The following is a 25,087-nucleotide window of genomic DNA, read 5'->3' on the forward strand; positions in this document are numbered from 1 at the left end:
TGCCGACAGCGTAACCGACCGATCGCGATCCGAGAATCCCCAATCTGGGGACTCCTTGGATTTCAACAGATTAGGCGGCTTGGAGCCCTGGAGCCAGGCAGAAAGGCAAACGCCGCGCATCCATCGGATACGCGGCGTTTGACGGAAGCGTGGTGTCGGAAATCAGCGCCCGTCAGGCGTGCGCAGGCCGTACCACTTGTCCTTGACGGCGTTGTAATGCTCTTCCGGCTTGTATTTCGTCACCGCAAGGCCCAGCCGATCAACCGACAGGTGTCCCATCGCCGACAGGATGGCGTAGCTCGCCACGACCACGTCGCGTTCGGAACTCGCCTGGTTGATCTTGGCGGTGATGACGGTGTTCTGTGCGTTCAACACGTCCAGCGTGGTGCGCTGGCCGACATTGCGCTCCTCGATGACGCCGTTGAGCGCCAGTTGCGCGGCGTCGATAACCTGCCTGTTGGCATCCAAGCTTTCGCGTGCGGCGACATATTGCGTCCAGGCCGAGACCACGGCCTGGCGCACCTGATCACGGCTGACGTCGACCTGGATGCGAGCCTCGCTGAGCGATTCCTTATCTCGCCGCACAATTGCCGAGGTCCGACCGCCCGAATAGATCGGAATGGTCAGCGTGGCGCCGATATTGGCCGAAGTCGAGCTGCCGTTGGGGCGGCTGACGGAAGCAGGAGAGGAATGGCTGTAGTTGTCCGAAATGCCTGCGGAGGCGGTCACCTGCGGCAGCAGCGCGCCTTCCGAGGATTTCACCGAAAACGCCGCCGCATCGACGAGATGCTGGGTCGAAAGGATCGCCGGATGGTCAGCCGAAGCCACAGCCAGCGCGGAATCGAGATTCCCCGGCAACAGCTTGGCCAACGGCGAGGCCGCCTTGAGCTTGCCGGGTTCGTCGCCGACGATCTGATGATAGGTGGCGGCGCTCGCCAGCGCCGTCGCGCGGGCGGCGCTCAACTGCGCCACGGCGGTTGCGCGTGAGGCATCGGCCTGGGCGACGTCGGTGCGGGTGCCCTCACCAACCTCGAAGCGTGAACGGGCAGCGCGCGCCTGCTCGGTCAGGAACTGCAGGTTCTGCGCGGTCAGCGCGGCGACCTGGCGGTCGCGAATCACATCCATATAGGCGCTTGCCGCGTTGAACAGGATGTTCTCTTCGGTGTTGCGCAGGCTTTCCACCGAAGCCTTCACCTGTGATTCGGCGGCGGCGACGTTGTTCTTGGTCTGAAAGCCGTCGAACAGCGTCTGGTTGATCTGAATACCGAAGCTGCCGGTGGTCAGGTTTTGGGTGGCGCCCTGAACACGTGTGCTTGTGTAGTCGATGCTGCTCGAACCAGTGACGGTCGGGCGCCAGCCCGACTTGGCGATGGCCACGCCCTCATCTGTGACGCGCACGCCGGCGCGAGCGGCGTTGAGCTGCGAGTTGTACTGATAGGCCTTGGCGAGAGCGCCCGTGATGGTTTCGGCCGATGCGGCTAGCGGCGACAGCGCGGTGGCGGAGACGAGCGTAGCTGCTAAAATGGTCTTACGTACAAACGGCACGTTATTTCCCTCATTCGTTTTGCATGGGAACTACGCCACGTCGGCCTACCCTTACGGATCGGCCAGCGCCGCGTTGTTTATCGTTCCCCCGCTGACTGCCTCCCGAACTTCCGGTTAACCGATCAGCAACGATTGTCAGGCGCAAGCGATCATGACAGCGCCTTCGCTGCAAGGCAAAAACGCTCAGAATTCAAACGCGTGTGCGCGTTCGAAGCCCGGTAGTGGCTTAATTGCCGCATTAAAGGCCCGTCTTCCGGTTACAACCCCTCCTGCCTTGAAAAACAGCCGGGCCACGCCAGAGTTGCCTTGCCCTTCGACCACAACCAGACGTCCTTCTTCCGCAAGCTGATCGAGCAAGACCGGCGGCACTTCCTCGGCGCTGCCGCCGATGAAGATGACGTTATAAGGCCCTTTGGCGGCCTGGCCTTGCGGCAGCGGCCCGGTCACCACGGTGACGTTCTGGCAGCCAAGGCTGGAAAGCGTGGATTTCGCGGCCTCCGCCAGCGCGGGATCGCTCTCCAGCGCGACGACGGAACGCGCGAGCCGGGACAGCAATGCGGCGGAGTATCCGGAGCCGCAACCGACATCGAGCACCGAATCACCGGCCTCGATTTCAGCCAGTTGTAAAAGCTTTGCGAGCGGCGACGGCTCCATCAGATAACGCGCGCCGCCGCCATTGGCGCCGTCGGCGATGCGAATGTCCTCGTCGATATAGGCAAGATCCTGCTGCCCGGCGCCGACAAAGGCCTCGCGCGGGACGCTCAGCATCGCTTCGATGAGCGGCGCGCTGGTCACATCGGTGGTGCGGACCTGGCCGTCGACCATCTTCACGCGGCGTTCGGAGAAATCAGCGCTCATGTCCCAACAATCCGCTCCCCGCGCCAGACGCGCGGCTCAACTTCAACTGGAACCCCCGCTCCAGCACGACAGCGCTGGAGCCCGCAAGCATCTGGAGGCCTCGCCCGGAATCGAACCGGGGTGCAAGGATTTGCAGTCCTCTGCGTAACCACTCCGCCACGAGGCCTCGCATGCTCCCGGCGTTCCGAGCGAACTCATTATGTTGGCGCTCAAAGGTCGTCAAGCGCTGGCGCGTCATTCCCGACGCTTTCGCATGCGGCGCCAAAGTGGTGATTACCAATCGGTTGTGACCGGCCCGGGAACGTTCTGGCTGAGGCGCCGGGCCACCGCCGCAGGCTCATCGGTCGGGACGCCGCCGGCGTTCCCACCAGACGACGAATCGCCGCCGGTGGCGCCGGATCATCGCGAATTCATAGGACAGCACCAGCAGCCCGAGCGGAATCATCCAGAAACCGAGTATCGGCAGAAAACCCAGAATTCCGCCAAGGGTGAGCAGCATGCCAATCACGATTCGCAAGCCGCGCGACCGTGGCATCGCGAATTCGCGGCCGAAGATCGAAATCTTGCGCGCCGGGGCGCTGTCATCGTCAGCTGCCGTCATTCAAAACAAATCCCATCTGCTGGCGAAGCCATACCAAAAGGCGATAACCGACAGCTTTGTTCCGTGCCGGTGTGAAGCCCTTCATATGTGGGCATGCCGAAACGATGCCACAAATAGCCGCATTAAAAACTGGAGAAAAATTACGAATTGCTGCTTTGCAAAGACGAAAGGTGTTTGCTATAGGCTGCGCCACTCACGTCAGAGCCTCCGTTCCCCGGTAGCTCAGTGGTAGAGCAACCGGCTGTTAACCGGTTGGTCGCTGGTTCGAATCCGGCCCGGGGAGCCACCGTCTTTCAAGCGCTTAGCTTGTAACGACCTGCTGCCAAATTCCTGGCAAATTTCTTTCTGGGCTACATCTGCGGCTACAAACGAAAAGGTCCGGAGCCGAAGCCGCCGTCAATAGCCGGTTCGGATCCACGGATTGGTGTCGTACCCTAAGTGCGGATGGTCCAGGAAATTTGCGGCCCCATTTGACGGTCGCGCAACAACGGTGCCCGTCGATTTGCAATCCAGTTTCGGGGTCGTCTTGTTCCTAGCCTTAAGATGCGCTGCAGAACACGAGGTCGCAGCCTGAGCGGTGGCAACCTTTTTCTTCTCCTTCGCTACGGCTGCTCCGGTGGCGGCCAATACGATTGCTATGCCAAAGACAATGAGTTTCTTCATGGAAAACGCCCTCACCCGAAATGGTTGCGCCTAGTTTACATCGGGTAATGATGGGTTTCATCATCGATTAGAATGACGAGGCAGTCGCATAACCATTGAGGCCCGCGAACAAAAAGGCCCGGAAGCCTAAGCCGCCGGGCCTGTCGTTTCGCAAGCGTAATAATATTACAAGCCGCTGTAGCTCTCGCATTCGCGCTCGTCGCCTTCCGGCAACGGAACAGTTTCCGATCCTCGCGAGTTTCTAACGCAGGCGGACGCGTCCCGATTTGAAGGCGGTCATTGTCATGCAACAGATCGACGACACCAAAAAGCTGGCGAAGCACCTCGATGAAAGGGAGCGGCAAAGCCTGATCCGTGTCAAGGAAACGCAGGAACTCATCGAGAAGAACCGCCGGCACATCGAGCGGTCCCGTGAACTGTCTTCCAGGCTCTTGGCAGGGTTAGCAACCGGACTTGAGAAAGCTGCGCGTGAGTAGGGTTTAAGGACAAGGCGTCCAGCCCTTTCCGCCTCCGCGCGAAAAGCGGTGGAACGTCATCAACCGTGAATTTCATGCATCCGTGCTAATATAACCTCTGCTTCAGCCGGCTCCCCGCCGAGTCGGCAAGGCCCGGCGGTTCATCCCAACGCACCCCAACGCGGAACTGTCGGGCCGCTAAGGGCAAGGCGTCCACCGCTTGCGCTGCTCCCCCGCGATCCTAGATTATCGCCCTCGCCGACAGGTATCGACATACTCTTCGACATCACCGCCTCGGCTCATTTCGCCCGCACCGTGGCGGCGGTGGCCAAGCACATAGACCAGCATCATAGAGGACATTCATGACCCGCCCGCAAGGAACCATCGCCCCGATCCTGACGCCGTTCGAAGACGACGGCCGCATCGCGCGCGATCTCTGGATATCCCACGCCAAATGGGTGCTCGGCCAGGGCGCGCATTTCCTCTCGCCCTTCGGCACGACAGGTGAAGCGCCGTCGGTGTCGCTCAGCGAGCGCATGCAAGCGCTGGAATGGCTGGTCGAGGCCGGCATCGCGCCGAACCGGCTGATGCCTGGAACCGGCGTCACCGCGCTGCCCGAAACGGTCGAGCTGTCGGCGCATGCCGTCGGCCTCGGCTGCGCCGCGGTGATGGTGCTGCCGTCCTTCTTCTACACCGGCGCCGGCGACAACGGGCAGGCACGCTATTACAGCGAACTGATCGAGAAGGTTGCAAAACCTTCGATGCGCGTGATCCTCTACCACATCCCGCAGAACTCGGGCGTGCCGGTCAGTCCCGCCCTGGCGGCCCGGCTCAGCAAGGCCTTTCCGGAGACGGTGGTCGCCTACAAGGACAGCGCCGGCGACTGGAACAACACCGCCGCCGTCATCGCCGCCGCGCCCGATATTTCGGTCTTTCCGAGCTCCGAGGCGCAGCTCACCAAAGGTCTCGCCAGTGGCGCGGCCGGCTGCATTTCGGCGACGGTCAACCTGAACGCCGCCGCCATCCGCCGGCTCTATGATGCGGCCCGGAAAGGCGAGGACGTCACCGAGGCCGATGCCGCCGTCAAGGCGTTCAGGAAGGTGATCCAGGACGCCGGCCTGATCCCGGCGATGAAGGCGGTGCTTGCGGTCCGCACCAGTGACAGGCGCTGGCTGAACCTGCGCGCGCCGCATGAGAATGCGACGCTGGAGAACGGGCAGACTCTGCTTGCCGCGCTCGGCAGCGCCGCTGATCATATCGGCCGCAATTGAGGTCGCGATGTCGGCGCGCCCAACCGTCATCCTGCACACAGACAAGCCGGCCGGCGCCATGGCTGTGCTTGGCGAGACGCATCCGGACCTCGATGTGCATGCCTGCGAAACCTACGCCGGCCTTGCGGCGTTGATCGAACGGACCGCCGCCGAAGTGGTCTATTCCATCCGCTTCGACGGCACGCCGCGCTATCCGCGCCAGGCGCTCACCGAGAGCCGGACAGTGAGATGGGTGTCGATCGGCGGCTCCGGCACCGACCATCTCGGGCGTTGGGATCCGACGCGGGTGACGGTGACCAATTCCGCAGGCGTCGCGGCCGGCATGCTGGCCGAATATGCGCTCGGCGCCATGCTCTCCTTCTCGCTCGACCTGCGCGGCTTCGAGCGTCGGCAAGAGGCTCGCCAATGGGGCGGCGGCCGCGTCGAGCCGATCGAGGGCAAGACCGTCCTCATCGTCGGCCTCGGCAAGACCGGCGAGGCCGTTGCGCGCCGCGCACAGGCAATGGGCATGCGCACGCTCGGCATCCGCGCCCGACCGAAGCCGATGCCGTCGCTCGACGAAGTGCGAGGTCCCGACGCACTGCTGGCATTGATTGGCCGTGCCGACTTCATCGTCTGCTGTGTGCCTTTGCTGCCTACCACCCGCGGCCTGCTTGGCGAGGCCGCCTTTGCCGCGATGAAGCCGTCCGCCGTCCTCATCGACATTTCGCGCGGCGGCGTCGTCGAGGAAGCCGCGCTGCTGAGCGCGCTCGACAACAAGCGGATCAAGGGCGCGGCGCTCGACGTCTTCGCAACCGAGCCGCTGCCTGCGGAGCATCCGCTCTGGAGCTACGACAATGTCGCGGTCACGCCGCATTGCGCGGCCGTCTATGACGGCTGGGACATCAAGTCGGTGCGCATGTTCGCCGACAATCTGGCGCGCTACCGCCGCGGCGAGCCGCTGGAAAACGTGGTCAATCCGGAACGCGGTTACTGAAAAGCAATTCCAGGAAAGTGCGCCGCGGTTTTCCGTCCGGAATTGCGAAGAAAAAGAAATCGGAAGGGAACAATCCTATGTCACAGGACAGGCGCGGCGGTGGTCGCAGATCGAAGCGATGAGCGATGCGGCGATAGCCCAGGGCGGCGAGAGCCGATCGGCCGCCGGCGGCCGCAACGCCTGGCTGATCGCGATCGTCGTCTCGATCGCGACCTTCATGCTGGTGCTGGATACCTCGATCGCCAACGTCGCGCTGCGCAACATCGCCGGCAGCCTGGCCGCCGGCATGGACGAGAGCACGTGGGTAATCACCACCTATCTCGTCGCCAACTCCGTGATCATCCCGGTCAGCGGCTGGCTCACCAGCGTCATTGGCCGCAAGCGCTACTACATGATCTGCGTGGCGACCTTCACGCTCGCATCGCTGCTGTGCGGACTGGCACCCAACCTCCCGACGCTGATTGCCTTCCGCATCCTGCAGGGGATCGGCGGCGGTGGCATGGCGCCGAGCGAGCAATCGATCCTCGCCGACACTTTCCCGCCGGAGAAGCGCTCCCAAGCCTTTGCGCTCTACGGCATCGCGGTCACGGACAGGAGATCGGCCGCCAGGCGTCGCTGCTCGCCTATGTCGATGTTTTCTTCTATTGCGCGGTGCCAACGGCAGTGCTTGTGCCGCTCGCTTTGCTGCTCCGGCCGCCCAAACCCGCGCCGGCGAAGCATTAGCTATTCCGCCATCCGGAGCTTGCGCCTTAGCGTCCTCCGCGCCAAGCTGGCGGCTTCTGGAGGGACGTCATGCGCAACATTACGGCATCGGGGCTGTTTTTGGCGGCGGCATTTCTCACGACCAGCGCGAATGCTCTGGACAGCTCGAACACGCCGGTCGTGGTGACGCCGCTGGCGTCGAAGACGACGACCGCGTCCGGCCAACCGATCACCCTGCCGCAAAAGAATGTCGAGGTTCAGGTCTCTGCCTATCAGATCGCCCCGGGCGCGACGCTCCCCGTGCACAAACACCCCTTCCCGCGCTACGCCTACGTCGAGCAGGGAACGCTCAAGGTCACCAATGTCGAGACTGGCGCCGCCAACACCTACAAGACCGGCGACTTCATCGTCGAGATGATCGACCAATGGCACCAGGCCACCAACATCGGCGCCGATCCGGTGAAGCTGTTGGTGATCGACCAGGTCGAACAGGGCACCAAGAACACGATCCTCAAGCAGTAAGCCGACAGGCGTCCGCTACGAAGCTGGCGCCCGTTTGTTGCCTCACCCCCAGGCCCCAACGGGTTGCCGCGTGGTGGCGTTCAGGCGGTTGAAGGCGTTGATCAGGGCGATCTGGATCACCAGGGCGGCGAGCGCCTTGTCGTCATAGTGGCGGGCGGCCTCATCCCAGACGTCGTCAGGTACAGCGTCGGAGCGGTCGGCCAGCCGCGTCGCGGCCTCGGCGAGTGCAAGGGCCGCGCGTTCAGCACCGGTGAAGTAAGGCGTTTCGCGCCATGCGGACACGGCAAAGATCCGCTCGTCCTTTTCGCCGGCTTTCTTCAGCTCGCGCGCGTGCATGTCGACGCAGACTGCGCAGGCATTGATCTGGCTGGCGCGAAGATGAATGAGCTTGCGCGTGACATAGGGCACATCGCCGGCTTCGGTCGACTTGTCGAGCGCCAGCAATGCCTGCATTGCGCCGGGAATGAGCATCACCGGGTTCTTCAATCTTGCTTCCATCGTCCGTCTCCTCGGAACCTTGCGGCCGATAGTGTCCGCACCATTCAATAACTTTTCAGTTATGAGTTATCCATAACTTTGGAGTTATGAATTGTCAAGCGACTTCCACGGCTGGACCGATCGTTGCCGCTTTCGCGACGACCCGTCCGATGCTAGGGCTGGCCATCTCCTCGAAAGCATGGATGGAAACCGGTGGCGGACACGCAAAGACCCCTGATCGAAATCTGCGTCGAAGGCATTGAGGGGCTGCTTGCCGCGCAGGCTGCCGGCGCCGACCGGGTCGAGCTCTGCGCCAGCCTGATCGAAGGCGGCATCACGCCGAGCCTCGGCACGGTGCGCGCCGCGCTTCAACGCGCGACCATCCCCTTCCATGTCATCGTTCGGCCGCGCGGCGGCGATTTCCTCTACAGCGAGGCCGAATACCGCTCGATGCTGGCCGATGTCGAAGCGCTTCGCGAGCTCGGCGTGGGCGGCGTCGTCGTCGGCTGCCTGACCGCCGACGGAGCCATCGACGAGGCGCGCATGGGCGCACTGGTTGAGGCTGCCGGCCCCCTCAACGTCACCTGCCACCGCGCCTTCGACATGACGCGCGATCCGACCGAGGCGCTCGAAGCCCTGATCCGCTGCAAGGTGGGCCGTGTGCTGACCAGCGGCCAGCGCGATACGGCGGTCGAAGGTCTCGAGCTGCTGGCACAGCTTGTTCGCCAGGCGGGCGAGCGCATCATCATCCTCGGCTGCGGCGGGCTGGCGCCCGACAATATCGGTGAGGTGGGCAAGCGGACCGGACTGACCGAGATGCATTTCGCCGCGCTCGCGGACGTGCCGAGCGCCATGCGCTACCGCAACCGGAATGTCGGCATGGGCGGCACCGACCTCGACCGCGAATACCGCAACACGGTGACCGACGAAGCCCGGGTCGCGGCAACGATCGCGGCCGCGCGGGCCTGATGGCAACGACGATGACCAAGGAATTGCTGCCGATCGAACGCGTCTCGCCCGACGACGAGGCCGTCATCCTCGCGCTCAACAACGAGCACGCGGCAGAGCTGTCCTGGTTCGAGCCGGAACGCCTTTCATTCCTGCTCGGCGAAGCTTTCTACGCCCGCCGCATCGGCGCGCTTGAAGCCTTCATCATGTGCTTCGACCAAGGTGCCCGCTACGACAGCCCGAACTTCCTCTGGTTTCGTGAGCGCTATCCGCGCTTCGTCTATGTCGACCGCGTGGTGGTCGCAGCCGAGGCGCGTGGCCGCGGCCATGCCCGCCGCCTCTATGAGGATCTGTTTGAGCATGCCCGGCGCGCCGGCCACACGATCGTCACCTGCGAGGTCAATGCCGATCCGCCCAACCCGGCTTCCGATGCCTTCCACGCGGCACTCGATTTCGCCGAAGTCGGCGATGCGGTGATCCACGGCGGCAAGAAGTCGGTGCGCTATTACGCAAAACCGATCGCCGCCTGAACGCGCTCCGAACGCTGCTGGCCAGAAAAACAAGCCGCAGCTAATATAGCCGCTCCACTGGCTGGGGGCGCGGCATCATGGCGAGCAATGTCTTCCGCTTCGACGAAAGCTGGAACATCCCTGAAGGCACCCCCCAGGAAGTATGGGACGTGCTCTCGGACGCCCAGTTGCTGCCGCTCTGGTGGGGCGATGCCTATAAGGAGGTCGAGCCGCTCGACAAAAAGGGCAAGGGCGTCGTCGGCGCGCGCGCCACGGCCAGGGCACGCGGCGCCCTGCCCTATGAGCTGAACTTCATCATCGAGGCCGCCGAGCTCGAGCCCGGCCGGCTGGTGGTGGTGAAGACCTTCGGCGATTTCGACGGGGTGTGGCGGGCCGAATTGTCGCCGTCGGGAACCGGCACGCATGTCGACCTGATCTGGCAGGTGACGGTCGAGAGGCCGATCCTCAAACTCCTGGCGCCGCTGCTGAGGCCGGCCTTCGCCTGGAACCATCGCTGGACGACACCGCGCGGCGAAGCCGGCCTTCGCCGTTACCTGGCCGCGCGGAAAAACAGCAAGGCCTGACCGATAGTCACCAGTTGCGGTTGAGCCAGCCGCGAGCGGGTTTTTCGACGATGTAGTAGCTCCCAAGCGCGCAGGCGAACACGACCGCCAGCATCGGGATCGGCGCGCTGCCGCGCTCATCGACGAATTTGTAGAAAGGCTGCTGCCAGAGATACAGCGAATAGGACCATAGCCCGAGCATCACCATCGGTCGCGATGACAACAGTCCCGTCAGGGCGCCGCCCGCGAAGTCGAGCGTGTTGACCGCCAACGCCAGCAGCGGCACGCCGAGAAGATAGTGGATCGGGGTCGGCACAGGATCGAGGAACAGCAACACGCCGCCAACCGCTGCCGCCAGCGCCACATGCTGACTCTTCAGGAAAGCCGGCAGGTGGCCGTCTACCTTGAGCAGGCAGATCGCGGCGGACAGCAGGATCGAGGCGATATGCACATCGGTGCGCCAATAGCTGGTCTCGTAGCTCATGCCGAGAACCCCGTACGAAATGCCGCCGTTGGCCATTGCCAGCAGCGCCAGCACCAGAAGCAGCCGCACGACATTCGCCCTTGCGGTGACCACCACGCTGATCAGCGCCAGGAGGATATAGGAATGCTCCTCGACGCAGAGCGACCAGATGTGGTCGAGCGCGCCCGCGCGGTTGATCAGGATGCCGGCGTAATTGTAGGTGAAGGTCAGCGCCGTCAGCGCCGCCTTCCATTTGAAGGCGATGTAGGTGCCGGTAAGGCCGATCATGGCGGCGATCACGAACACAAGCAGCGCGGGATAGATGCGCGAGAAGCGGCGCTTGAAGAATTTCTTCAGCGGAAAGCGCTCGATGAACAGGATTTCGCCCATCAGCCGGCCGCTGAGCACAAAGAAAAACTCGACGCCGAGAACGCCGAAATTGATGCCGGGAACGGGGAAAAAATGGCCGATCAGCACCAAGGCGATCGACAGGCCGCGCCAGCCGTCGAGATAGGCAAGTCTTGCCCTGGCTTCCTTGTCGGCTGCGGCCCGCGGTAGGACAACGGACGCTGCGGAGATGTCGGTCATACCGTGCCTTCGCAACTCGAGGTCCGCATGCGAAGCGTTGCTCGCGCCCCGGACCATCTGGTATTCCCGCCGGATTTATTTTGCAGTGCGGGATAACTTTGTGCAAGTGCGAAGCCGCAATTTGACCGGCGTTTCCGCTCAAACCTTTGTTATGGCAAAGAAAAAGGGGCCGAGGCGGCCCCTTCTTTCATCCGTGGCGCCGCCGTTCAGGCGTTGGCCGCGGCCACCGCGCGCCTCGCCATCACCGCGATGAGATTGGCGCGGTAGTCGGCGGAGGCATGGATATCGCTCATCAGGCCCTTTGCCGGCACTTTGAGGCCGTCGAGCGCCGCGGCGTCGAAATTCTTCGCCAACACCGCCTCGACTTCCTTGGAGCGGAAGACGCCGTCCTCGCCAGCCCCGGTCACCGCCGCCCTCGCCCCATCCTTGCCCTTGGTCACGAACACGCCGACGATGGCGTAACGCGAAGCCGGGTTGCGGAATTTCTGGTAGGCCGCCTTGGCCGGAGCGGTGAAGCTCACCGCTGTGACGATCTCGCCCTCCTTCAGCGCCGTCTCGAACAGGCCCTTGAAGAATTTGTCCGCCGCGATCTCGCGCTTGTTGGTGACGATCGTCGCGCCCAGCGCCAGCAACGCCGCCGGATAGTCGGCCGCCGGATCGTTGTTGGCGATCGAGCCGCCGATCGTGCCCTTGTAGCGCACTGCCGGATCGCCGATCATTGATGCCATATGCGCAAGCGCCGGGCAGGCCTTCCTCAGCTTCTCGTCGGTCGAGACGTCGTAATGTGTCGTCGCCGCGCCGATCGTGACCGTCTTGCCGGACACGTTGACGCCCTGCAGCTCCTTCAGCCGCGACACATCGACCAGGTCTGACGGTGCCGCGAGCCGCGTCTTCATCGCCGGGATCAGCGTCATGCCGCCGGAGAGCAGCTTGGCATCGCCATTCTTCAAGAGCTTGGCGGCCTCAGTGACCGAGGCGGCGCGGTGGTAATTGACTGAGTACATGGGATCCTCCCCTGAAGTGGTTAGGCAGTAGTGAGTAGTGAGTAGTGAGTAGTTAGAAGGGAATGGTTGCGGCCGACTCCCTATTCGCTACTCACTACTCCCTACTCACTCATTTTTTTGCACGGATCGCCGACCACACGGTCGAGGGCGACGCCGGCATGGCGATGTCGACGACGCCCAGCGCATCGGTAATGGCGTTGATGACCGCCGGCGGCGAGCCGATCGCGCCGGCCTCGCCGCAGCCCTTGATGCCGAGCGGATTGCCGGGACATGGCGTGTTCGAGGTCGAGACCTTGAACGACGGCAGGTCGCCGGCGCGAGGCATCGTATAGTCCATGTAACTTGCGGTGAGCAGCTGGCCGTTGCCGTCATAATATGCGCCTTCGAGCAACGCCTGGCCGACGCCTTGGGCGATGCCGCCATGCACCTGCCCCTCGACGATCATCGGGTTGATGATGTTGCCGAAGTCGTCAGCCGCGACGAACTGGACGATCTCGGTCGTTCCGGTCTCCGGATCGATCTCGACCTCGCAGATGTAGCAGCCGGCCGGGAAGGTGAAGTTGGACGGATCGTAGAAGGCGGTTTCCTTCAGGCCGGGCTCCATGCCGGCCGGCAGGTTGTGGGCGGTATAGGAGGCAAGCGCCACCTGGAACCAGGGCAGGCTCTTGTCGGTGCCGGCAACCTTGACCTCGCCATTCTCGATGACGATGTCGCCCTCGTCCGCTTCGAGCAGATGCGCGGCGATCTTCTTGGCCTTGACCTCGACCTTGTCGAGCGCCTTGACGACAGCCGACATGCCGACGGCGCCGGAACGTGAGCCGTAGGTGCCCATGCCCATCTGCACCTTGTCGGTGTCGCCGTGGACGATCGAGACCGAATCGATCGGCACGCCGAAGCGCTGGGTGACCAATTGCGCAAAGGTGGTCTCATGGCCCTGGCCGTGGCTGTGCGAGCCGGTCAGAACCTCGATGGTGCCGACTGCGTTGACGCGCACCTCCGCCGATTCCCACAAGCCGACGCCGGCGCCGAGCGAACCGACCGCCGCCGACGGCGCGATCCCGCAGGCCTCGATGTAGCAGCTCATGCCGATGCCGCGCAGCTTGCCTTGCTTGGCGGCGTCCGCCTTGCGCCTGGTGAAGCCGGCATAGTCGGCGGCCTTCATCGCCGCGTCGAGCGAGGCGTTATAGTCGCCGGCGTCGTAGTTCATGATCACCGGCGTCTGGTGCGGGAAGGATGTGATGAAGTTCCGGCGCCTCAGCTCCGCCGGCGACACGCCGAGTTCGCGCGCGGCGGTCTCCATCGTGCGCTCCAGAAGATAGGTCGCCTCCGGCCGCCCTGCCCCGCGATACGCATCGACAGGCGCGGTGTTGGTGTAGACGGTGCGCACATTGGCGTGGATCGCCGGGATGTTGTACTGGCCCGACAGCAGCGTGGCGTAGAGATAGGTCGGCACGCAGGACGAGAACAGCGACATGTAAGCGCCGAGATTGGCGATCGTGTCGACCTTGAGGCCGGTGATGCGGTTGTCCTTGTCGAAGGCCATCTCCACCGATGAGACATGGTCGCGGCCATGCGCGTCCGAAAGGAAGCTTTCGGTGCGGTCGGCGACCCATTTGACTGGAACGCCGGTCTTCTTCGACGCCCAAAGGCAGACGATCTCTTCGGGATAGATGTAAATCTTGGAGCCGAACCCGCCGCCGACATCGGGCGCGATCACGCGCAGCTTGTTTTCCGGCGCGACATTGTAAAAGGCGCTCATCACCAGCCGTGCGACATGCGGGTTCTGCGACGTCGTCCAGCAGGTATAGTGGTCCTCGCCCTTGTCGTAGTGGCCAAGCGCGGCGCGCGGCTCCATGGCGTTGGGCACCAGGCGGTTGTTGACGATCTTCATGCGCGTGACATGGACCGCCGACTTGATCGCCGCGTCGGTCGCCTTGGCGTCGCCGATCTCCCAGTCGAAGATCAAATTGTTGTCGGACTCGGCATGGATCTGCGGCGCGCCGGGTTGAATGGCCTTCGTGGCGTCGACCACGGCCTTCAGTTCTTTATAGGTGATCTCGACCGCTTCGGCCGCGTCGCGCGCCTGGCCCTTGGTATCGGCGACGACGATGACGACGGCGTCGCCGACATAGCGCACCTTGTCGACCGCGAGCGGCGACCAGGCGCCCATCTTCATCGGCGTGCCGTCCTTCGAATGGATCATCCAGCCGCAGATCAAATTGCCGATGCCGTCGGCCTTGAGTTCCTTGCCGGTCAGGACGCCGACGACGCCGGGCATCGCCTGCGCCTTTTTCACATCGATCTTCTTGATCTGCGCATGCGCGTGCGGGCTGCGCACGAACACGGCATGCTTCATGCCGGGAACCACCATGTCGTCGACATAACGACCGCCGCCGGTGATGAATCTTTTGTCTTCCTTGCGCGCCACGCGGGCGCCGACGCCTTCGATACCCATCAGAAATTCCTCCCGAAAATAGTGAGTAGGAAAGTAGTGAGTAGTGAGTAGTGAGATGGAGCCGCCTTTTTCAGGCCGAACTACTCACTACTGACTACTCACTCGCCCTCAGGCCGCTTGCCTGGCCTTGCCCTTGGCGCCCTTCGCCATCGTTTGCGATGCGGCGAGGATCGCCTTCACGATGTTGTGGTAGCCCGTACAGCGGCAGATGTTGCCTTCGAGTTCGGTGCGCACCGTCGCCTCGTCGAGGCCCTCGGGATGACGCGCGATCATGTCGGTCGCCGTCATGATCATGCCGGGCGTGCAGAAGCCGCATTGCAGCCCGTGATGCTCCTTGAACGCGGCCTGCACCGGATGCAGTTCGGCGCCGTTGGCCAGCCCTTCGATGGTGACGATGGTCGAGCCCGAAGCCTGGACGGCCAGCATCGAGCAGGATTTCACCGCCCGGCCGTCGACATGCACGACGCAGGCGCCGCATTGCGAGGTATCGCAACCGACATGCGTTCCGGTGAGACCGAGGTTTTCTCGCAGGAAATGCACCAGCAGCGTTCGGTCTTCGGCGCTCCCGCTGACCCGTTTCCCATTCACAGTCAACGACACGTCCGACATGCAACCTCCCTAGGGTATCAACCTTGGTTATCGCGTTGCCGATGCCTGCTTGTTCTGATGCTTCGGCAGTGCGTTGTTCGCGTACCGTACAACGGGCAAAACAGTGCTGCCAGCGCTCCGCTCCTTGTACTTTCGGTCATGGCCGGCAAGCTGTTGAGCATGGCGCCCGGCCCATTGCCAAATCAGGGATTGAGGGCAAAGATGCCCTCGACGCGAGGCGTGCCTGACACCATAAGAAAAGACACGCATAAAACAAGAAAAGACACGCAAAAAAAGCGTCGGAGGAATTGCGGAGAAGGCAGCTGGCCAGTTCGAGCACACGCTATGCATCGGGCCTTTCGGCGCTCACCACGGATGAGCCCGACCCAAACGCCTTTGCCCGGGCCATCGCAGCCGAGGCGGCAATCGTCGACGCCGGCTTCGCGCTTCTGTTCTTCTCCCAAAGCCTGGTCGACGCGGCGGCCCTCGCGCAAGCGCTTGAAGTGCACGCGCCGTCGCTCGCCTATGCCGGCTGCTCGACCGCCGGCGAAATCACGCCGCAGGGGCTGGAGGAAGGGCATATCCTTGCCCTGCTTCTGCCGTCGGCATCGTTTTCGACCGTCTCCACCATGGTCGAAAACCTCTCCTCGTCAGGCATGGACAGGATCACCGGCGAGGTCGCGGCGCTGCGGCGCCTGCTGCGCGGACGCGTCGGCCACGATCGCTCCAAGGGCATATTCGCGCTCTGCTTCATCGACGGCTTGTCCTATGCCGAGGAAGCGGTGACCTCGGCCATCCACTGGGGGCTGGACGACATCCCGCTGATCGGCGGCTCAGCCGGCGACGACCTGAAATTCGAGACGACCAGTCTGATCGCGAGCGGCAGGGTAGCGTCCGACAGCGCCATCATCATGCTGGTCGCGACCGAGATCCCCTTCCACGTCTTCAAGACCGACAATTTCATCCCTACCGACGAGAAGCTGGTGGTGACGGCTTCCGACCCCGACCACCGTGTCGTGCGCGAATTCAACGCCACCAACGCGGCGGAAGAATATGCAGCCTCCGTCGGCATCCTGCCGCAGACGCTGACGCCGCTGAGCTTTGCCTCGCACCCGGTCGTCGTGAAGGTTGGCGGCGAATATTACTGCCGCTCGATCCAGCGCATGCACCCTGACGGCTCGCTGTCCTTCTTCTGCGCCATCGACGACGGCGTGGTGCTCTCCATCGCCCAGCCGAAGAACATGGTGGAAGCGACGCGGACCGCTCTCCAGGATGTCGAGCACAGGCTCGGCGGCATCGACATGATCCTCGGCTTCGACTGCGTGCTGCGCCGGCTCGATGCGCGCAACCGCCAGGTCTTCCGCGACATTTCCGAGCTCTACCGGACCAACAAGGTCATCGGCTTCGGCACCTATGGCGAGCAGTACCGCTCGATGCACCTCAACCAGACCTTTACCGGCATCGCCTTCGGCGAACGCCAGGCGGCCGAGTGAACGAGATGCCGCTTCGCGACATCAACGACCTCGAAAGGCTGAAGAAGATCAACGCGGCCCTTGTCAGCCGCGTCGAGCGCTCGATGGACCAGCAGGGCAACGCCTTTTCGCTGTTTCAGACCGCTATTTCGCTGGAGAACCGGGTGCGCAACCGCACCGAGGAACTGCACGCCACGCTGCGCCGCCTCGAACAGTCGAACATCGACCTCAGCGCGGCGAAGGAAAACGCCGAGCTGGCTAACCTCTCCAAAACCAGGTTCCTCGCCGCCGCCAGCCACGACGTGCTGCAGCCGCTCAACGCCGCGCATCTATCGGTCTCGGCGCTGGCCGAGGTCCAGACCAGCGAGGAAGGCAGGAAGCTGGTGCGCCAGGTCGAGCGCTCGCTGGAGACGATGGAAGACCTTTTGCGCACGCTGCTCGACATCTCCAAGCTAGACGCCGGCGTGGTGCAGCCCGAAACCGGCGACGTCAGCCTGGAGGCGCTGTTTTCCTCGCTGCGTTCGGACTTCCTTCCGGAAGCGGAAAAGAAGGGCCTGTCGCTGAAATTCCGGCCGGTGAATGTCGTCGTGCGCTCGGACCGCACGCTGCTGCGCCGCATCCTGCAGAACATCCTCTCCAACGCGCTGCGCTACACCCGCTCCGGCGGCGTGCTGGTCGGCACCAGGCATCGCGGCGACACCATCCGCATCGACGTCGCCGACACCGGCTGCGGCATTCCCGAGGACCAGCGCGAGGCGGTGTTCGAGGAATTCCACCGCGGCACCTCGACGCTTGCCGATGCCGGGCTTGCAGGCGCCGGGCTGGGCCTCGGCCTCGCCATCGTGCGCCGCATGGCGGCCGCCCTCGGCCACCCGGTGACCTTCTCCTCCAAGGTCGGGCGCGGCACCATCTTCCACATCGACGTGCCGGTCGGCATGGCGGCAGCGGAACCGGCGACGGCCATCGCCGACATGGACCGTCCGCGCGGCTACGGCCTGTTCGGCACCAAGGTCTTGCTGGTCGAGAACGACGCCGACGTGCTTTCCGCCATGACCTCGCTGCTGGAACGCTGGCAGTGCCTGGTCCGCGCCGCGACCTCGACCGGCGATGCGCTCGATCTCTTGGGCGACACCGCCTGGGTGCCAGACATCATCATCGCCGACCAGCATCTCGACGGCGGCGACCTCGGCACGGCGACGATCGCCGAGGTGCGCGACTATCTCGGCCGGCCGGTGCCGGCGCTGATCGTCACCGCCGACGGCTCCGAACCCGTCGCCAAGGCCGCCCGCGCCGCCGGCATAGAGCTGATGCGCAAGCCGCTGAAGCCGGCGCAACTGCGCGCGCTGCTGGCGCATCTGCTGGCTTAGGACAGCGGGCTTTCCCGTTACCATAAGTCAAATGAGCTGTTTGCGCCTGAAGATAGTGCGCGAGCCGCCCGACATTTAGCTTTCAGACGTGCTGGACCTTAGCTGGTCATTGTATCGCGCTCATCCATGGGATTTCAGGTCTAAAATAAAGCTGTGGATAAGACACCTATAACACGCTTCCGTTGTATTAGCCAGGTCTTCCCGCGCTAATTGTAAGCAACTTTGTTCGGGGGGACTCATGAAGAGGCTGCTTATTGGCGCGGCAGTGCTTGCTGCTGGCATTGTTGGCGCGGACATTTCTGTAGTCGATTATATTAGAGGAAGCGCAAGCGCAGTAGCGTCTGCGCAGGAGACGCAAGGTTCTTCCGGTAATACAGCTGCGCCGGCAAATGGTCTTGGCAATGGCGGCGCAGGCTTCGGATCGGGCGCGCACGCTGCTTCGGGAACAACAGATCAGCCCCAGGCTGGCGGTTCCGGCACTGCGCAGACGAGCCCGGATGCGGCATCCAAGGTCGGCTCCAAGCCGGATAATCCCAAGACGGGCGACGCCAAGGCCGCCGACACCAAGGCGACCGGCAAGGCGGCAAAGACGACAGATACCGAGTCTGCGCCGGAGGAGCCGGCCGCAGCTGCGGCGACAGCGGCAGCAACCACGACCAGCGGCGACCCCGAGGCGATCGGCACGCCGAAGGTCGACCTGCCCAAGGCGGCCGGCAATGGCAATCTCGGCTATTCGATCGCTATCGACGCTCCCGCCTTCCACGGCATCGAGCCGCAGGTCGCGCTCAACTACAACTCTTCGCGCAAGACCAAGCTCGGCGGTCTCTACCAGGGCTGGCTCGGCTATGCCTGGGGCCTCGACGGTTTTGACGTCATCGAACGGGCCACGCCCGGCTACGGCATGCCGGCCTATGATGCCAACGACATCTATCTGCTCGACGGCCAGGCAATGGTCGCCTGCGTTGCCGGCATGGTCTCGCCGTCCTGCTCGACCGGCGGCACGCATGCGACGGAGAATGAGAGCTATCGCCGCATTGCGCTCAACGGCGCCACCAATGAATGGAAGGTCACCGACAGGGACGGCACGGTCTCGACCTTCCGCTCGGTGGGTGCGGTCGCCAACCTCAATCCGGCAGCGGGAACGCCGGCCTATGACCTGGCCCAAAACTATCGCTGGCTGCTGACCTCGGTGACCGACACCAACGGCAACACCGTCACCTACAACTACAGCTGCCCGGCAAGCCCGACGTGCTATGCGTCCAGCGTCACCTACAACGGCGCCAGCATCCAGTTCTACTACGAGACCCGTCCGGACCTGATCCTGATGGGCAATGGCCGCGACATCTCGCAGACCAGCCAGCGCATCAAGACGATCGGCGTGCTGGTCGGCGCCTCCATGCGCAGCGCCTACAAGCTCACCTACGACCAGGCGCCGTTCTCCAACACCTCGCGGCTCACCCAGGTGACCCGCTACGGCACCGACGCCGCCATCGCCGGTGACGGCACCATCACAGGCGGGACGTCGAAGGTCATCGCCCAGATGACCTATCAGAATACCGACGGAGTTTATTCGACTATTAACACCCAGCTCCAAGAGCAAGCATTGCCACCAAACCCCAATATAACTTACGGATATCCAAATAAAGTCGGAGATTTGGATTTTAACGGTCGGGATGAGGTCTATGGAACGTATTCTGTAACCACAAAAATATTCCTTGACCACGGAGAAAGAAGCAAAAGTACGGAGTATTATGCTAGTGTATTAAAGTTTAATCAAAATGGAGTAATATTATCAAAGAACAATATTCCAGGCGGCCTTGTGGGAAGCCTTCTTGGTCGATTCAACCCCGACAAAAATACGATGGATTTCGCTCGCTACGGCACCAGCGAATCTTGTCACCCAACCCACAACGGCGACGATGTCTGCACCTATTCAGCGTCCTCCGGGCTCGTGCTGACCGACACCCAACTGGCTCTGACGTCAGTTTCCTGTAGGCCCACGCCACCGGTCGGCTATCAATCCGTCTGCAGTGTCTTCCCTTACGGCCGCAGTTCGACACCGTTCAACAATGTCCCGACTTTCGTTGCCGACCCCGATGGAGATGGCATCGACAACCTCAATGTCAACAATTGGGATATCGCCGGGATTGGTGACTTTTTGGGCAATGGCAGGCAGCGGCCGCTGCTTGTGATAAGAACCTCCGTCAATAAAGGCGTGCTTTCCAACGGTACATGGAAAGCTGGCGCGACGTCGTTCGCAATCAATTGCCAAGAACCGGGCTCAGGCTATCTGTACTTGGGCACATGCGTCTTGGCCGATTTGAATGGCGACGGGGCAACCGACATCCTCCGCTACAATAACGCTGACGACAGTGTGGCGATATGGCTGTCGACTGGAGTTGGCTTCAAAAGCTATTCGGTTGTTCCGATCCGCGGCACATCCGCCGTCCTTCGCGATTTCGACAATGATGGCAAGACTGACGTCATCACAATTGGCGGCACCGCAGCCAGTGGGCCGTGGAGAGCCGGCACGGTAAGGGTTTTCTCGCTTCGACCCTCGTCGACATCAATGACACCTGTACAATTCACGCTGCCTTCATCGATTGCGGCGGGAACAATGGTTGGCGATTTCAACGGCGACGGCCTGCCAGAGTTTACTGACTACAGCCACATGTTCATTTCGAATGCCGGCACCGGCAACCCGAACCTGGTGAAGCAGATCGTGACGGAACTCGGCGGCACGGTCGCTGTCGAGTACACGCCATCGTCGACCTGGACGAACAATTACCTGCCGCAGCTGGTGCATGCGGTGACGAAGCTTTCGGTGAGCGACGGCCTCGGCCAGACGGCGGTGTCGAGCTATCGGTATTCCGGCGGCAAGTACGATCCGGCGGCGCGCAAGTTTTTGGGCTTCGCCTCGATCGTCGAGACCAGGCCGCTGGCCAATGGCGAGACGGCGGCCTCGAAGATCGAGACCACCTACCGCCAGGATCTTGCGAGCTACGGTCTGCCGTCGCTGACGGTGTGGAAGGATGGCGCCGGCACCGTCCACAAGCAGGTCGCCGAGACCTATGCGGTCAACGCCGCGAGCAAGCCGTACACGGTGCAGAACACGGCGACGGACACGACGCTGACCGAGAATCTTTCACGCACATTGCGGGTCGAGCGCGGCTTCGACGCCTACAACAACATCACCAGTCTCAAGGACTATGGCCGCACCGACGTCAGCGGCGACGAGACCTGGGGCCAGAAGTGGTTTGCCCCGAACACGAGCGCTTACATCGTGTCGCTGCCACGCATCGAGACGATGCAGGCAGGGCTCGACAACTCTTTCCCGTTCATCCGCTACAAGGCAAGCTTCTACGACAACCTGCACACCGACAACAACACGCCGCCAACCAAGGGCAACCTGACCTGGACAGCGGATTACAACGATCTCTACGGGACACCGCAGAAGGCGACGCACCAGTTCTTCGCCTATGACGCCTACGGCAACAGGATCTCGGCCAGCAACGGCCTCGGCCACAGAACCGAGTGGAACTATGACGCGACCTATCACCTCTATCCGGTGACGGAGCGGGCACCGCGCTTTTTTGCCACCGGCGGGCAGACTGCCGATACGCGCTTCGTCTCGAGCGCGACCTTCAATCCGGTGTGCGGGCTGCCGGCAACCAGGACCGATCCCAACGGCCTGGTGAAGACCTTCACCTACGACCCCTTCTGCCGACCCTACCAGGTCTCGCAGAGCGTGACCGGCGCCTATGCCAAGACCCGCTTCGAGAACGAGGGCAATCCGGCCGCACAGGCGCTGGTCAAATACACGCCGCTGCCCAACGGAGCGAGTGGGGGCGCCGGCGAGGACTTTACCCGCTCCTATTATGACGGGCTTGGCCGGGTCTATCGGGTCGAAACCCCCGGAGAGACGGCGGCCAGCGCCAGGCGCATTGCCGACACCGACTATGACCAGCGCTCCAATGTGCTGCGCACTGCCTTTCCAAGGTTTGTCGGAGATACCGCGCAGTGGACCACCAACGCATATGATTGGGCCGACCGGCTGGTGGCGACGGTCAACCCGGATGCCAGCCAGCGCGCTTATCTGAACGAGCTGGCTATAGCGACAGGCTCGCCCAATCCGCGGCTCAATGCGGTGACGCTGACCGACGAGCTCGGTCACCAGACCAAGACCACATCGACGACGCGTGGCGACATCGCGGCCATTGCCCGCGACTTCAGCGGCCTCACCTTGCTCGAGAGCAGCAGCTACGACGCGCTCGGCCGGCTGATCGGGGTGACCGATCCCGGCGGCTCGACCTGGGCCTACAGCTACGACATGCTGGGCAACCGGCTGTCGGCCTCGGATCCCGATCTCGGCACCTGGACCTATGTCTACGATGCCGCCAATCGCCTCACCAGCCAGACCGATGCCAGGGGCACCACCACCAATCTCAGCTACGACCAGATGGACCGGCCGACGCTGAAGACGGCAACACCCTCGGGTGGCAGTGCCGTCACGCTGACGCAGAACACCTACGACCAGGCGGCGGCCGGCTATTACAACATCGGCCAGCTGACCACATCGACCAACCCGGCGGCGACGCAGAGCCTCAAATATGACGGCTTCGGCAAGGTCGCGCGCCAGGATGCCACCATCGGCACGCTCACCCACACCACCATCACGACCCGAGATGCCTCGGGCCAGGCGATCGCCACGCAGTATCTGCCGGTGCAGCTCGACTTCGGAACAGTGGCGGCACCGCTGCAATACACCGCCGGCAACAAGCTCGCCTCGGCCCCAGGCTTCATCACCTCGACCCTCTACGAGGCCGATGGGCAAACCAAAGAGATCAACTACGCCAACGGCGTGAAGACCGCCTTCACCTATTCGCCGACCCGGCGCTGGGTGACGCGCGTCACCACTTCGAGGGGTGCAACCGTCCTTCTCGACGATCAATACGCCCGCGACACTCACGGCCGCATCACCGGCACGACGGGGCTCACCGCATCCGACAGCTGGACCTATGGCTATGACAATGCCGACCGGCTGACGTCATCCGACCATCTCGGCGACAACACGTATTGGACAATGCCCGACAGAATGCGAACAATTGGGCAAATGATGCGCTAAACGGACTTATTCAGGGACTTGAGAGAGGACCGCCGATTGCAATCCCAGGCCCGATTGGTCCTCCGCGACCACGGTCACCGTGAGTGGCTAGAGGAGAGGTTACGTGACGGATGCAAGAAAACAGGGCTTGAAAGATCTGTTCGCCATAATCTTGCGGGATTTTGACAGCCACGGAGGTGCCTTTGGCGGAATTTACTATAATTCGCCGTGGCTTATGGCGACAGATTTTTGGGCAAAACGTTCTGGATGCGCTGTCGATGTGTTGCAAGAGATGATAACAAAAATACGAAGTGCAGACCTTTGCGGAACAAAGATAGACGATAAAAATAAGGATGTATTTGAAAGATTTAAGAACGCTATCGCGGACTGGAGGTTCGAAGTAGGGTATAAGAATCCTCCACTACATCTTACTGCTGTAGATATGCGTCCATCAAGTTACAGGTATCTAAAACCTTACCTTTCCAAGGTCATTACATCATTGAATCTGGATCATCCAGAGGTAGATTTTGATGGTAACGACCTAGTTTTTTCAGGATTCTTGAATGACAGATTCGGTCATCGAGTGTCTATGCGAATGTCGGTGAAGACTAGGTATGGCGGTAAAGTTTGGTTGAATTTTCGCTTTCCGTATTTTGGAAAAGACGAACCAGCCTTACTGACTCACAATGATTTCACCGCACATACTTTTCGAAATCTAGTAAATTTTCCAGAAAACTCTGATCTTGATTGGTATACTCCGCCTAGAAGTACCAAATTCGATAAAATTGACTCCGTTATTGATATTATACGGGCTATTTTAAACTACCTTATTCCCACATTGCACTAGGAGGCATTCTAAACGCGAGACAATCGGACAGCGCTAACCCTCAGTACTAAAGCGCGTCGCGCTGAAACGGATTCAGGCGACGCGCTTTAAGTCCTTGTTTTTATGCATGTCGTTGTCCCAGAACCGCGTACACTTCTGGGCGACATGCATTAGGACTAGCCGCCGTCGCCCACGAACTCAAAACCTCGGCTCAGGGGCAGGCGGGGAGATGATTGTGGCGGCATTTAGCGCGCGGGTTATTTGGTGGCGAAATGAGTTTCAAAACCCCGCCTGGTCGCGAAACAGCTCGGCGTTATCCAGCTTCGAAACTTCGATCACCGCCTGCGTTCGGCTATAGACGTTGAGCTTGCGCAGGATCTCCGAGACATGCGCCTTGACGGTCGTCTCGCCCACCTGCAGCTCATAGGCGATCTGCTTGTTGAGCATGCCCTGGCGCAGCATCTGCAGCACCCTGAGCTGCTGTGGCGTCAGCTTCGCCAGGCGTTGCACCATGTCGGCGCGGTCGGTGCTGTCGGGATCCGGCGGCTGGCCTTCGTAATTCTCCGGCACATAGACGGCGCCGTCCATCACCGAGCGGATGGCGGCGGCAAGGTCGCTCTTCCTCGCCGATTTCGGGATGAAGCCGGCGGCGCCATAGGACAGCGCCTCGGAAATGATCTTCGGTTCCTCGTAGCCGGACACGATCACCACTGGCAGCCGCGGATAGCGGGTCCTGAGCTGCAGCAGCCCCTCGAAGCCGTGCACGTCGGGCATGCTCAGATCGAGCAGCGCGAGGTCGAACGGCTTTGCCTCAGCGAGAAGCTCGATCGCCTCGGCGATCGAGCGCGCCTCGACGGTGTCGACATCCGGATAGGCCATCTGCACGGCGCTGTGCAGCGCCTCGCGAAACAGCGGATGGTCGTCGATGATCAGGAAGCGGGCGCGATCGTTGACGGCGGTCATTGCACAGGTTCAGGCATCGGTTCGGTTTCGGTCGGTACAGGATAGCCCCGTGACCATGTTCAGCTTATTGGCAAATAGTATATCGCCCAATGGTACAAGGCATTGGCATTGAAACGACAGGGCAAATGAGCGCGGAGCCGCCCGGTCTTGCCCACCCGCCAAAATCG

General features: G+C 62.2%; 22 protein-coding genes, 2 tRNA genes and 1 pseudogene. 13 read left to right on the top strand and 12 right to left on the bottom strand.

Annotated features, from left to right (window positions below; genetic code table 11):
* Positions 1–162 precede the first annotated feature (162 nt).
* The 5 genes from ACWGS9_RS12040 to ACWGS9_RS12060 form a co-directional block, all read right to left on the bottom strand.
* Positions 163–1,545: a TolC family outer membrane protein gene (locus ACWGS9_RS12040; RefSeq protein ID WP_454505453.1), complete on the bottom strand. Its 1,383-nt coding sequence runs from the start codon at positions 1,543–1,545 to the stop codon at positions 163–165.
* A 183-nt stretch (positions 1,546–1,728) separates the two neighbouring features.
* On the bottom strand, positions 1,729–2,403 hold the full coding sequence (locus ACWGS9_RS12045; protein WP_454505454.1) for a protein-L-isoaspartate O-methyltransferase family protein: 675 nt from the start codon (positions 2,401–2,403) through the stop codon (positions 1,729–1,731).
* 92 nt (positions 2,404–2,495) lie between these two features.
* Positions 2,496–2,569: transfer RNA gene (locus tag ACWGS9_RS12050), tRNA-Cys, on the bottom strand.
* A 171-nt stretch (positions 2,570–2,740) separates the two neighbouring features.
* A complete protein-coding gene (locus ACWGS9_RS12055; RefSeq protein ID WP_320307162.1) occupies positions 2,741–3,004 on the bottom strand; it encodes a hypothetical protein in 264 nt (87 codons plus the stop codon).
* On the bottom strand, positions 2,991–3,197 hold the full coding sequence (locus tag ACWGS9_RS12060; protein WP_454505455.1) for a hypothetical protein: 207 nt from the start codon (positions 3,195–3,197) through the stop codon (positions 2,991–2,993). Before ACWGS9_RS12060 ends, ACWGS9_RS12055 begins: the two co-directional genes overlap by 14 nt.
* Before the next feature lie 18 nt (positions 3,198–3,215).
* Between ACWGS9_RS12060 and ACWGS9_RS12065 the strand changes: the two genes are divergently transcribed.
* A tRNA-Asn gene (locus tag ACWGS9_RS12065) sits at positions 3,216–3,290 on the top strand.
* 110 nt (positions 3,291–3,400) lie between these two features.
* Here the strand turns inward: ACWGS9_RS12065 and ACWGS9_RS12070 are convergent.
* Positions 3,401–3,667, bottom strand: coding sequence for a hypothetical protein (locus ACWGS9_RS12070; RefSeq protein WP_454505456.1), 267 nt, complete (start codon positions 3,665–3,667; stop codon positions 3,401–3,403).
* A 284-nt stretch (positions 3,668–3,951) separates the two neighbouring features.
* Here ACWGS9_RS12070 and ACWGS9_RS12075 point away from each other — a divergent pair, with 284 nt between their 5' ends.
* The 5 genes and pseudogenes from ACWGS9_RS12075 to ACWGS9_RS12095 all read left to right on the top strand — a co-directional run bounded on the left by ACWGS9_RS12075 (position 3,952) and on the right by ACWGS9_RS12095 (position 7,593).
* Positions 3,952–4,143, top strand: a complete 192-nt coding sequence (locus ACWGS9_RS12075; protein ID WP_454505457.1) for a hypothetical protein — start codon at positions 3,952–3,954, stop codon at positions 4,141–4,143.
* 341 nt (positions 4,144–4,484) lie between these two features.
* Complete coding sequence (locus ACWGS9_RS12080; RefSeq protein ID WP_454505458.1) at positions 4,485–5,393, top strand: dihydrodipicolinate synthase family protein; 909 nt, start codon at positions 4,485–4,487, stop codon at positions 5,391–5,393.
* A 7-nt stretch (positions 5,394–5,400) separates the two neighbouring features.
* Positions 5,401–6,369 (top strand): D-2-hydroxyacid dehydrogenase, encoded by a 969-nt coding sequence (locus ACWGS9_RS12085; protein ID WP_454505459.1) that lies wholly within the window; start codon positions 5,401–5,403, stop codon positions 6,367–6,369.
* 118 nt (positions 6,370–6,487) lie between these two features.
* Positions 6,488–6,955: pseudogene (locus ACWGS9_RS12090) on the top strand (MFS transporter); the annotation flags it as partial.
* A 206-nt stretch (positions 6,956–7,161) separates the two neighbouring features.
* Positions 7,162–7,593: a cupin domain-containing protein gene (locus tag ACWGS9_RS12095; protein WP_454505460.1), complete on the top strand. Its 432-nt coding sequence runs from the start codon at positions 7,162–7,164 to the stop codon at positions 7,591–7,593.
* A gap of 42 nt (positions 7,594–7,635) precedes the next feature.
* Here the strand turns inward: ACWGS9_RS12095 and ACWGS9_RS12100 are convergent, their stop codons facing one another.
* Entirely contained in the window at positions 7,636–8,091 is a 456-nt protein-coding gene (locus ACWGS9_RS12100) for a carboxymuconolactone decarboxylase family protein (RefSeq protein ID WP_454505461.1), read from the bottom strand.
* 192 nt (positions 8,092–8,283) lie between these two features.
* Here ACWGS9_RS12100 and ACWGS9_RS12105 point away from each other — a divergent pair, with 192 nt between their 5' ends.
* The 3 genes from ACWGS9_RS12105 to ACWGS9_RS12115 all read left to right on the top strand — a co-directional run bounded on the left by ACWGS9_RS12105 (position 8,284) and on the right by ACWGS9_RS12115 (position 10,111).
* The gene (locus tag ACWGS9_RS12105) at positions 8,284–9,039 is read left to right on the top strand and encodes a copper homeostasis protein CutC (RefSeq protein ID WP_454505462.1); all 756 of its coding nucleotides are present in this window, start codon (positions 8,284–8,286) and stop codon (positions 9,037–9,039) included.
* Positions 9,039–9,548 carry a GNAT family N-acetyltransferase gene (locus ACWGS9_RS12110; protein WP_454505463.1) on the top strand — a complete coding sequence of 170 codons (510 nt, stop codon included), beginning with the start codon at positions 9,039–9,041 and terminating at the stop codon, positions 9,546–9,548. The genes ACWGS9_RS12105 and ACWGS9_RS12110 overlap by 1 nt, the downstream gene beginning before the upstream one ends.
* A gap of 77 nt (positions 9,549–9,625) precedes the next feature.
* The gene (locus tag ACWGS9_RS12115) at positions 9,626–10,111 is read left to right on the top strand and encodes an SRPBCC family protein (RefSeq protein ID WP_454505464.1); all 486 of its coding nucleotides are present in this window, start codon (positions 9,626–9,628) and stop codon (positions 10,109–10,111) included.
* Positions 10,112–10,118: 7 nt separating this feature from the next.
* Here the strand turns inward: ACWGS9_RS12115 and ACWGS9_RS12120 are convergent, their stop codons facing one another.
* From ACWGS9_RS12120 to ACWGS9_RS12135, 4 genes are all read right to left on the bottom strand, one after another.
* A complete protein-coding gene (locus tag ACWGS9_RS12120) occupies positions 10,119–11,141 on the bottom strand; it encodes an acyltransferase family protein (protein WP_454505465.1) in 1,023 nt (340 codons plus the stop codon).
* 206 nt (positions 11,142–11,347) lie between these two features.
* Entirely contained in the window at positions 11,348–12,145 is a 798-nt protein-coding gene (locus ACWGS9_RS12125) for an FAD binding domain-containing protein (protein WP_454505466.1), read from the bottom strand.
* Between the two features lie 109 nt (positions 12,146–12,254).
* Positions 12,255–14,600, bottom strand: coding sequence for a xanthine dehydrogenase family protein molybdopterin-binding subunit (locus tag ACWGS9_RS12130; protein WP_454505467.1), 2,346 nt, complete (start codon positions 14,598–14,600; stop codon positions 12,255–12,257).
* A gap of 108 nt (positions 14,601–14,708) precedes the next feature.
* Complete coding sequence (locus ACWGS9_RS12135) at positions 14,709–15,209, bottom strand: (2Fe-2S)-binding protein (RefSeq protein WP_454505468.1); 501 nt, start codon at positions 15,207–15,209, stop codon at positions 14,709–14,711.
* A 287-nt stretch (positions 15,210–15,496) separates the two neighbouring features.
* Between ACWGS9_RS12135 and ACWGS9_RS12140 the strand changes: the two genes are divergently transcribed.
* From ACWGS9_RS12140 to ACWGS9_RS12155, 4 genes are all read left to right on the top strand, one after another.
* Positions 15,497–16,681 carry an FIST N-terminal domain-containing protein gene (locus tag ACWGS9_RS12140; protein ID WP_454505469.1) on the top strand — a complete coding sequence of 395 codons (1,185 nt, stop codon included), beginning with the start codon at positions 15,497–15,499 and terminating at the stop codon, positions 16,679–16,681.
* Between the two features lie 5 nt (positions 16,682–16,686).
* Positions 16,687–18,027, top strand: coding sequence for an ATP-binding response regulator (locus ACWGS9_RS12145; protein ID WP_454505589.1), 1,341 nt, complete (start codon positions 16,687–16,689; stop codon positions 18,025–18,027).
* A 238-nt stretch (positions 18,028–18,265) separates the two neighbouring features.
* Complete coding sequence (locus ACWGS9_RS12150; RefSeq protein ID WP_454505470.1) at positions 18,266–23,152, top strand: RHS repeat domain-containing protein; 4,887 nt, start codon at positions 18,266–18,268, stop codon at positions 23,150–23,152.
* Positions 23,153–23,255: 103 nt separating this feature from the next.
* Entirely contained in the window at positions 23,256–23,978 is a 723-nt protein-coding gene (locus tag ACWGS9_RS12155; protein WP_454505471.1) for a hypothetical protein, read from the top strand.
* A 258-nt stretch (positions 23,979–24,236) separates the two neighbouring features.
* Here ACWGS9_RS12155 and ACWGS9_RS12160 read toward each other — a convergent pair whose 3' ends face one another.
* Positions 24,237–24,920: a response regulator gene (locus tag ACWGS9_RS12160; protein ID WP_454505472.1), complete on the bottom strand. Its 684-nt coding sequence runs from the start codon at positions 24,918–24,920 to the stop codon at positions 24,237–24,239.
* Between the last annotated feature and the right edge of the window lie 167 nt (positions 24,921–25,087).

The sequence above is a fragment of the Mesorhizobium sp. Arg314 genome (assembly GCF_053714275.1).

What these genes read in the sequence shown, in the direction of transcription:
- ACWGS9_RS12135 (WP_454505468.1), bottom strand. Translation starts at nt 15,209, where the DNA reads ATGTCGGACGTGTCGTTGACTGTGAATGGGAAACGGGTCAGCGGGAGC.
- ACWGS9_RS12045 (WP_454505454.1), bottom strand. Translation starts at nt 2,403, where the DNA reads ATGAGCGCTGATTTCTCCGAACGCCGCGTGAAGATGGTCGACGGCCAG.
- ACWGS9_RS12085 (WP_454505459.1), top strand. Translation starts at nt 5,401, where the DNA reads ATGTCGGCGCGCCCAACCGTCATCCTGCACACAGACAAGCCGGCCGGC.
- ACWGS9_RS12055 (WP_320307162.1), bottom strand. Translation starts at nt 3,004, where the DNA reads ATGACGGCAGCTGACGATGACAGCGCCCCGGCGCGCAAGATTTCGATC.
- ACWGS9_RS12145 (WP_454505589.1), top strand. Translation starts at nt 16,687, where the DNA reads ATGCCGCTTCGCGACATCAACGACCTCGAAAGGCTGAAGAAGATCAAC.
- ACWGS9_RS12110 (WP_454505463.1), top strand. Translation starts at nt 9,039, where the DNA reads ATGGCAACGACGATGACCAAGGAATTGCTGCCGATCGAACGCGTCTCG.
- ACWGS9_RS12150 (WP_454505470.1), top strand. Translation starts at nt 18,266, where the DNA reads ATGAAGAGGCTGCTTATTGGCGCGGCAGTGCTTGCTGCTGGCATTGTT.
- ACWGS9_RS12095 (WP_454505460.1), top strand. Translation starts at nt 7,162, where the DNA reads ATGCGCAACATTACGGCATCGGGGCTGTTTTTGGCGGCGGCATTTCTC.
- ACWGS9_RS12080 (WP_454505458.1), top strand. Translation starts at nt 4,485, where the DNA reads ATGACCCGCCCGCAAGGAACCATCGCCCCGATCCTGACGCCGTTCGAA.
- ACWGS9_RS12160 (WP_454505472.1), bottom strand. Translation starts at nt 24,920, where the DNA reads ATGACCGCCGTCAACGATCGCGCCCGCTTCCTGATCATCGACGACCAT.
- ACWGS9_RS12070 (WP_454505456.1), bottom strand. Translation starts at nt 3,667, where the DNA reads ATGAAGAAACTCATTGTCTTTGGCATAGCAATCGTATTGGCCGCCACC.
- ACWGS9_RS12100 (WP_454505461.1), bottom strand. Translation starts at nt 8,091, where the DNA reads ATGGAAGCAAGATTGAAGAACCCGGTGATGCTCATTCCCGGCGCAATG.
- ACWGS9_RS12120 (WP_454505465.1), bottom strand. Translation starts at nt 11,141, where the DNA reads ATGACCGACATCTCCGCAGCGTCCGTTGTCCTACCGCGGGCCGCAGCC.
- ACWGS9_RS12130 (WP_454505467.1), bottom strand. Translation starts at nt 14,600, where the DNA reads ATGGGTATCGAAGGCGTCGGCGCCCGCGTGGCGCGCAAGGAAGACAAA.
- ACWGS9_RS12115 (WP_454505464.1), top strand. Translation starts at nt 9,626, where the DNA reads ATGGCGAGCAATGTCTTCCGCTTCGACGAAAGCTGGAACATCCCTGAA.
- ACWGS9_RS12125 (WP_454505466.1), bottom strand. Translation starts at nt 12,145, where the DNA reads ATGTACTCAGTCAATTACCACCGCGCCGCCTCGGTCACTGAGGCCGCC.
- ACWGS9_RS12075 (WP_454505457.1), top strand. Translation starts at nt 3,952, where the DNA reads ATGCAACAGATCGACGACACCAAAAAGCTGGCGAAGCACCTCGATGAA.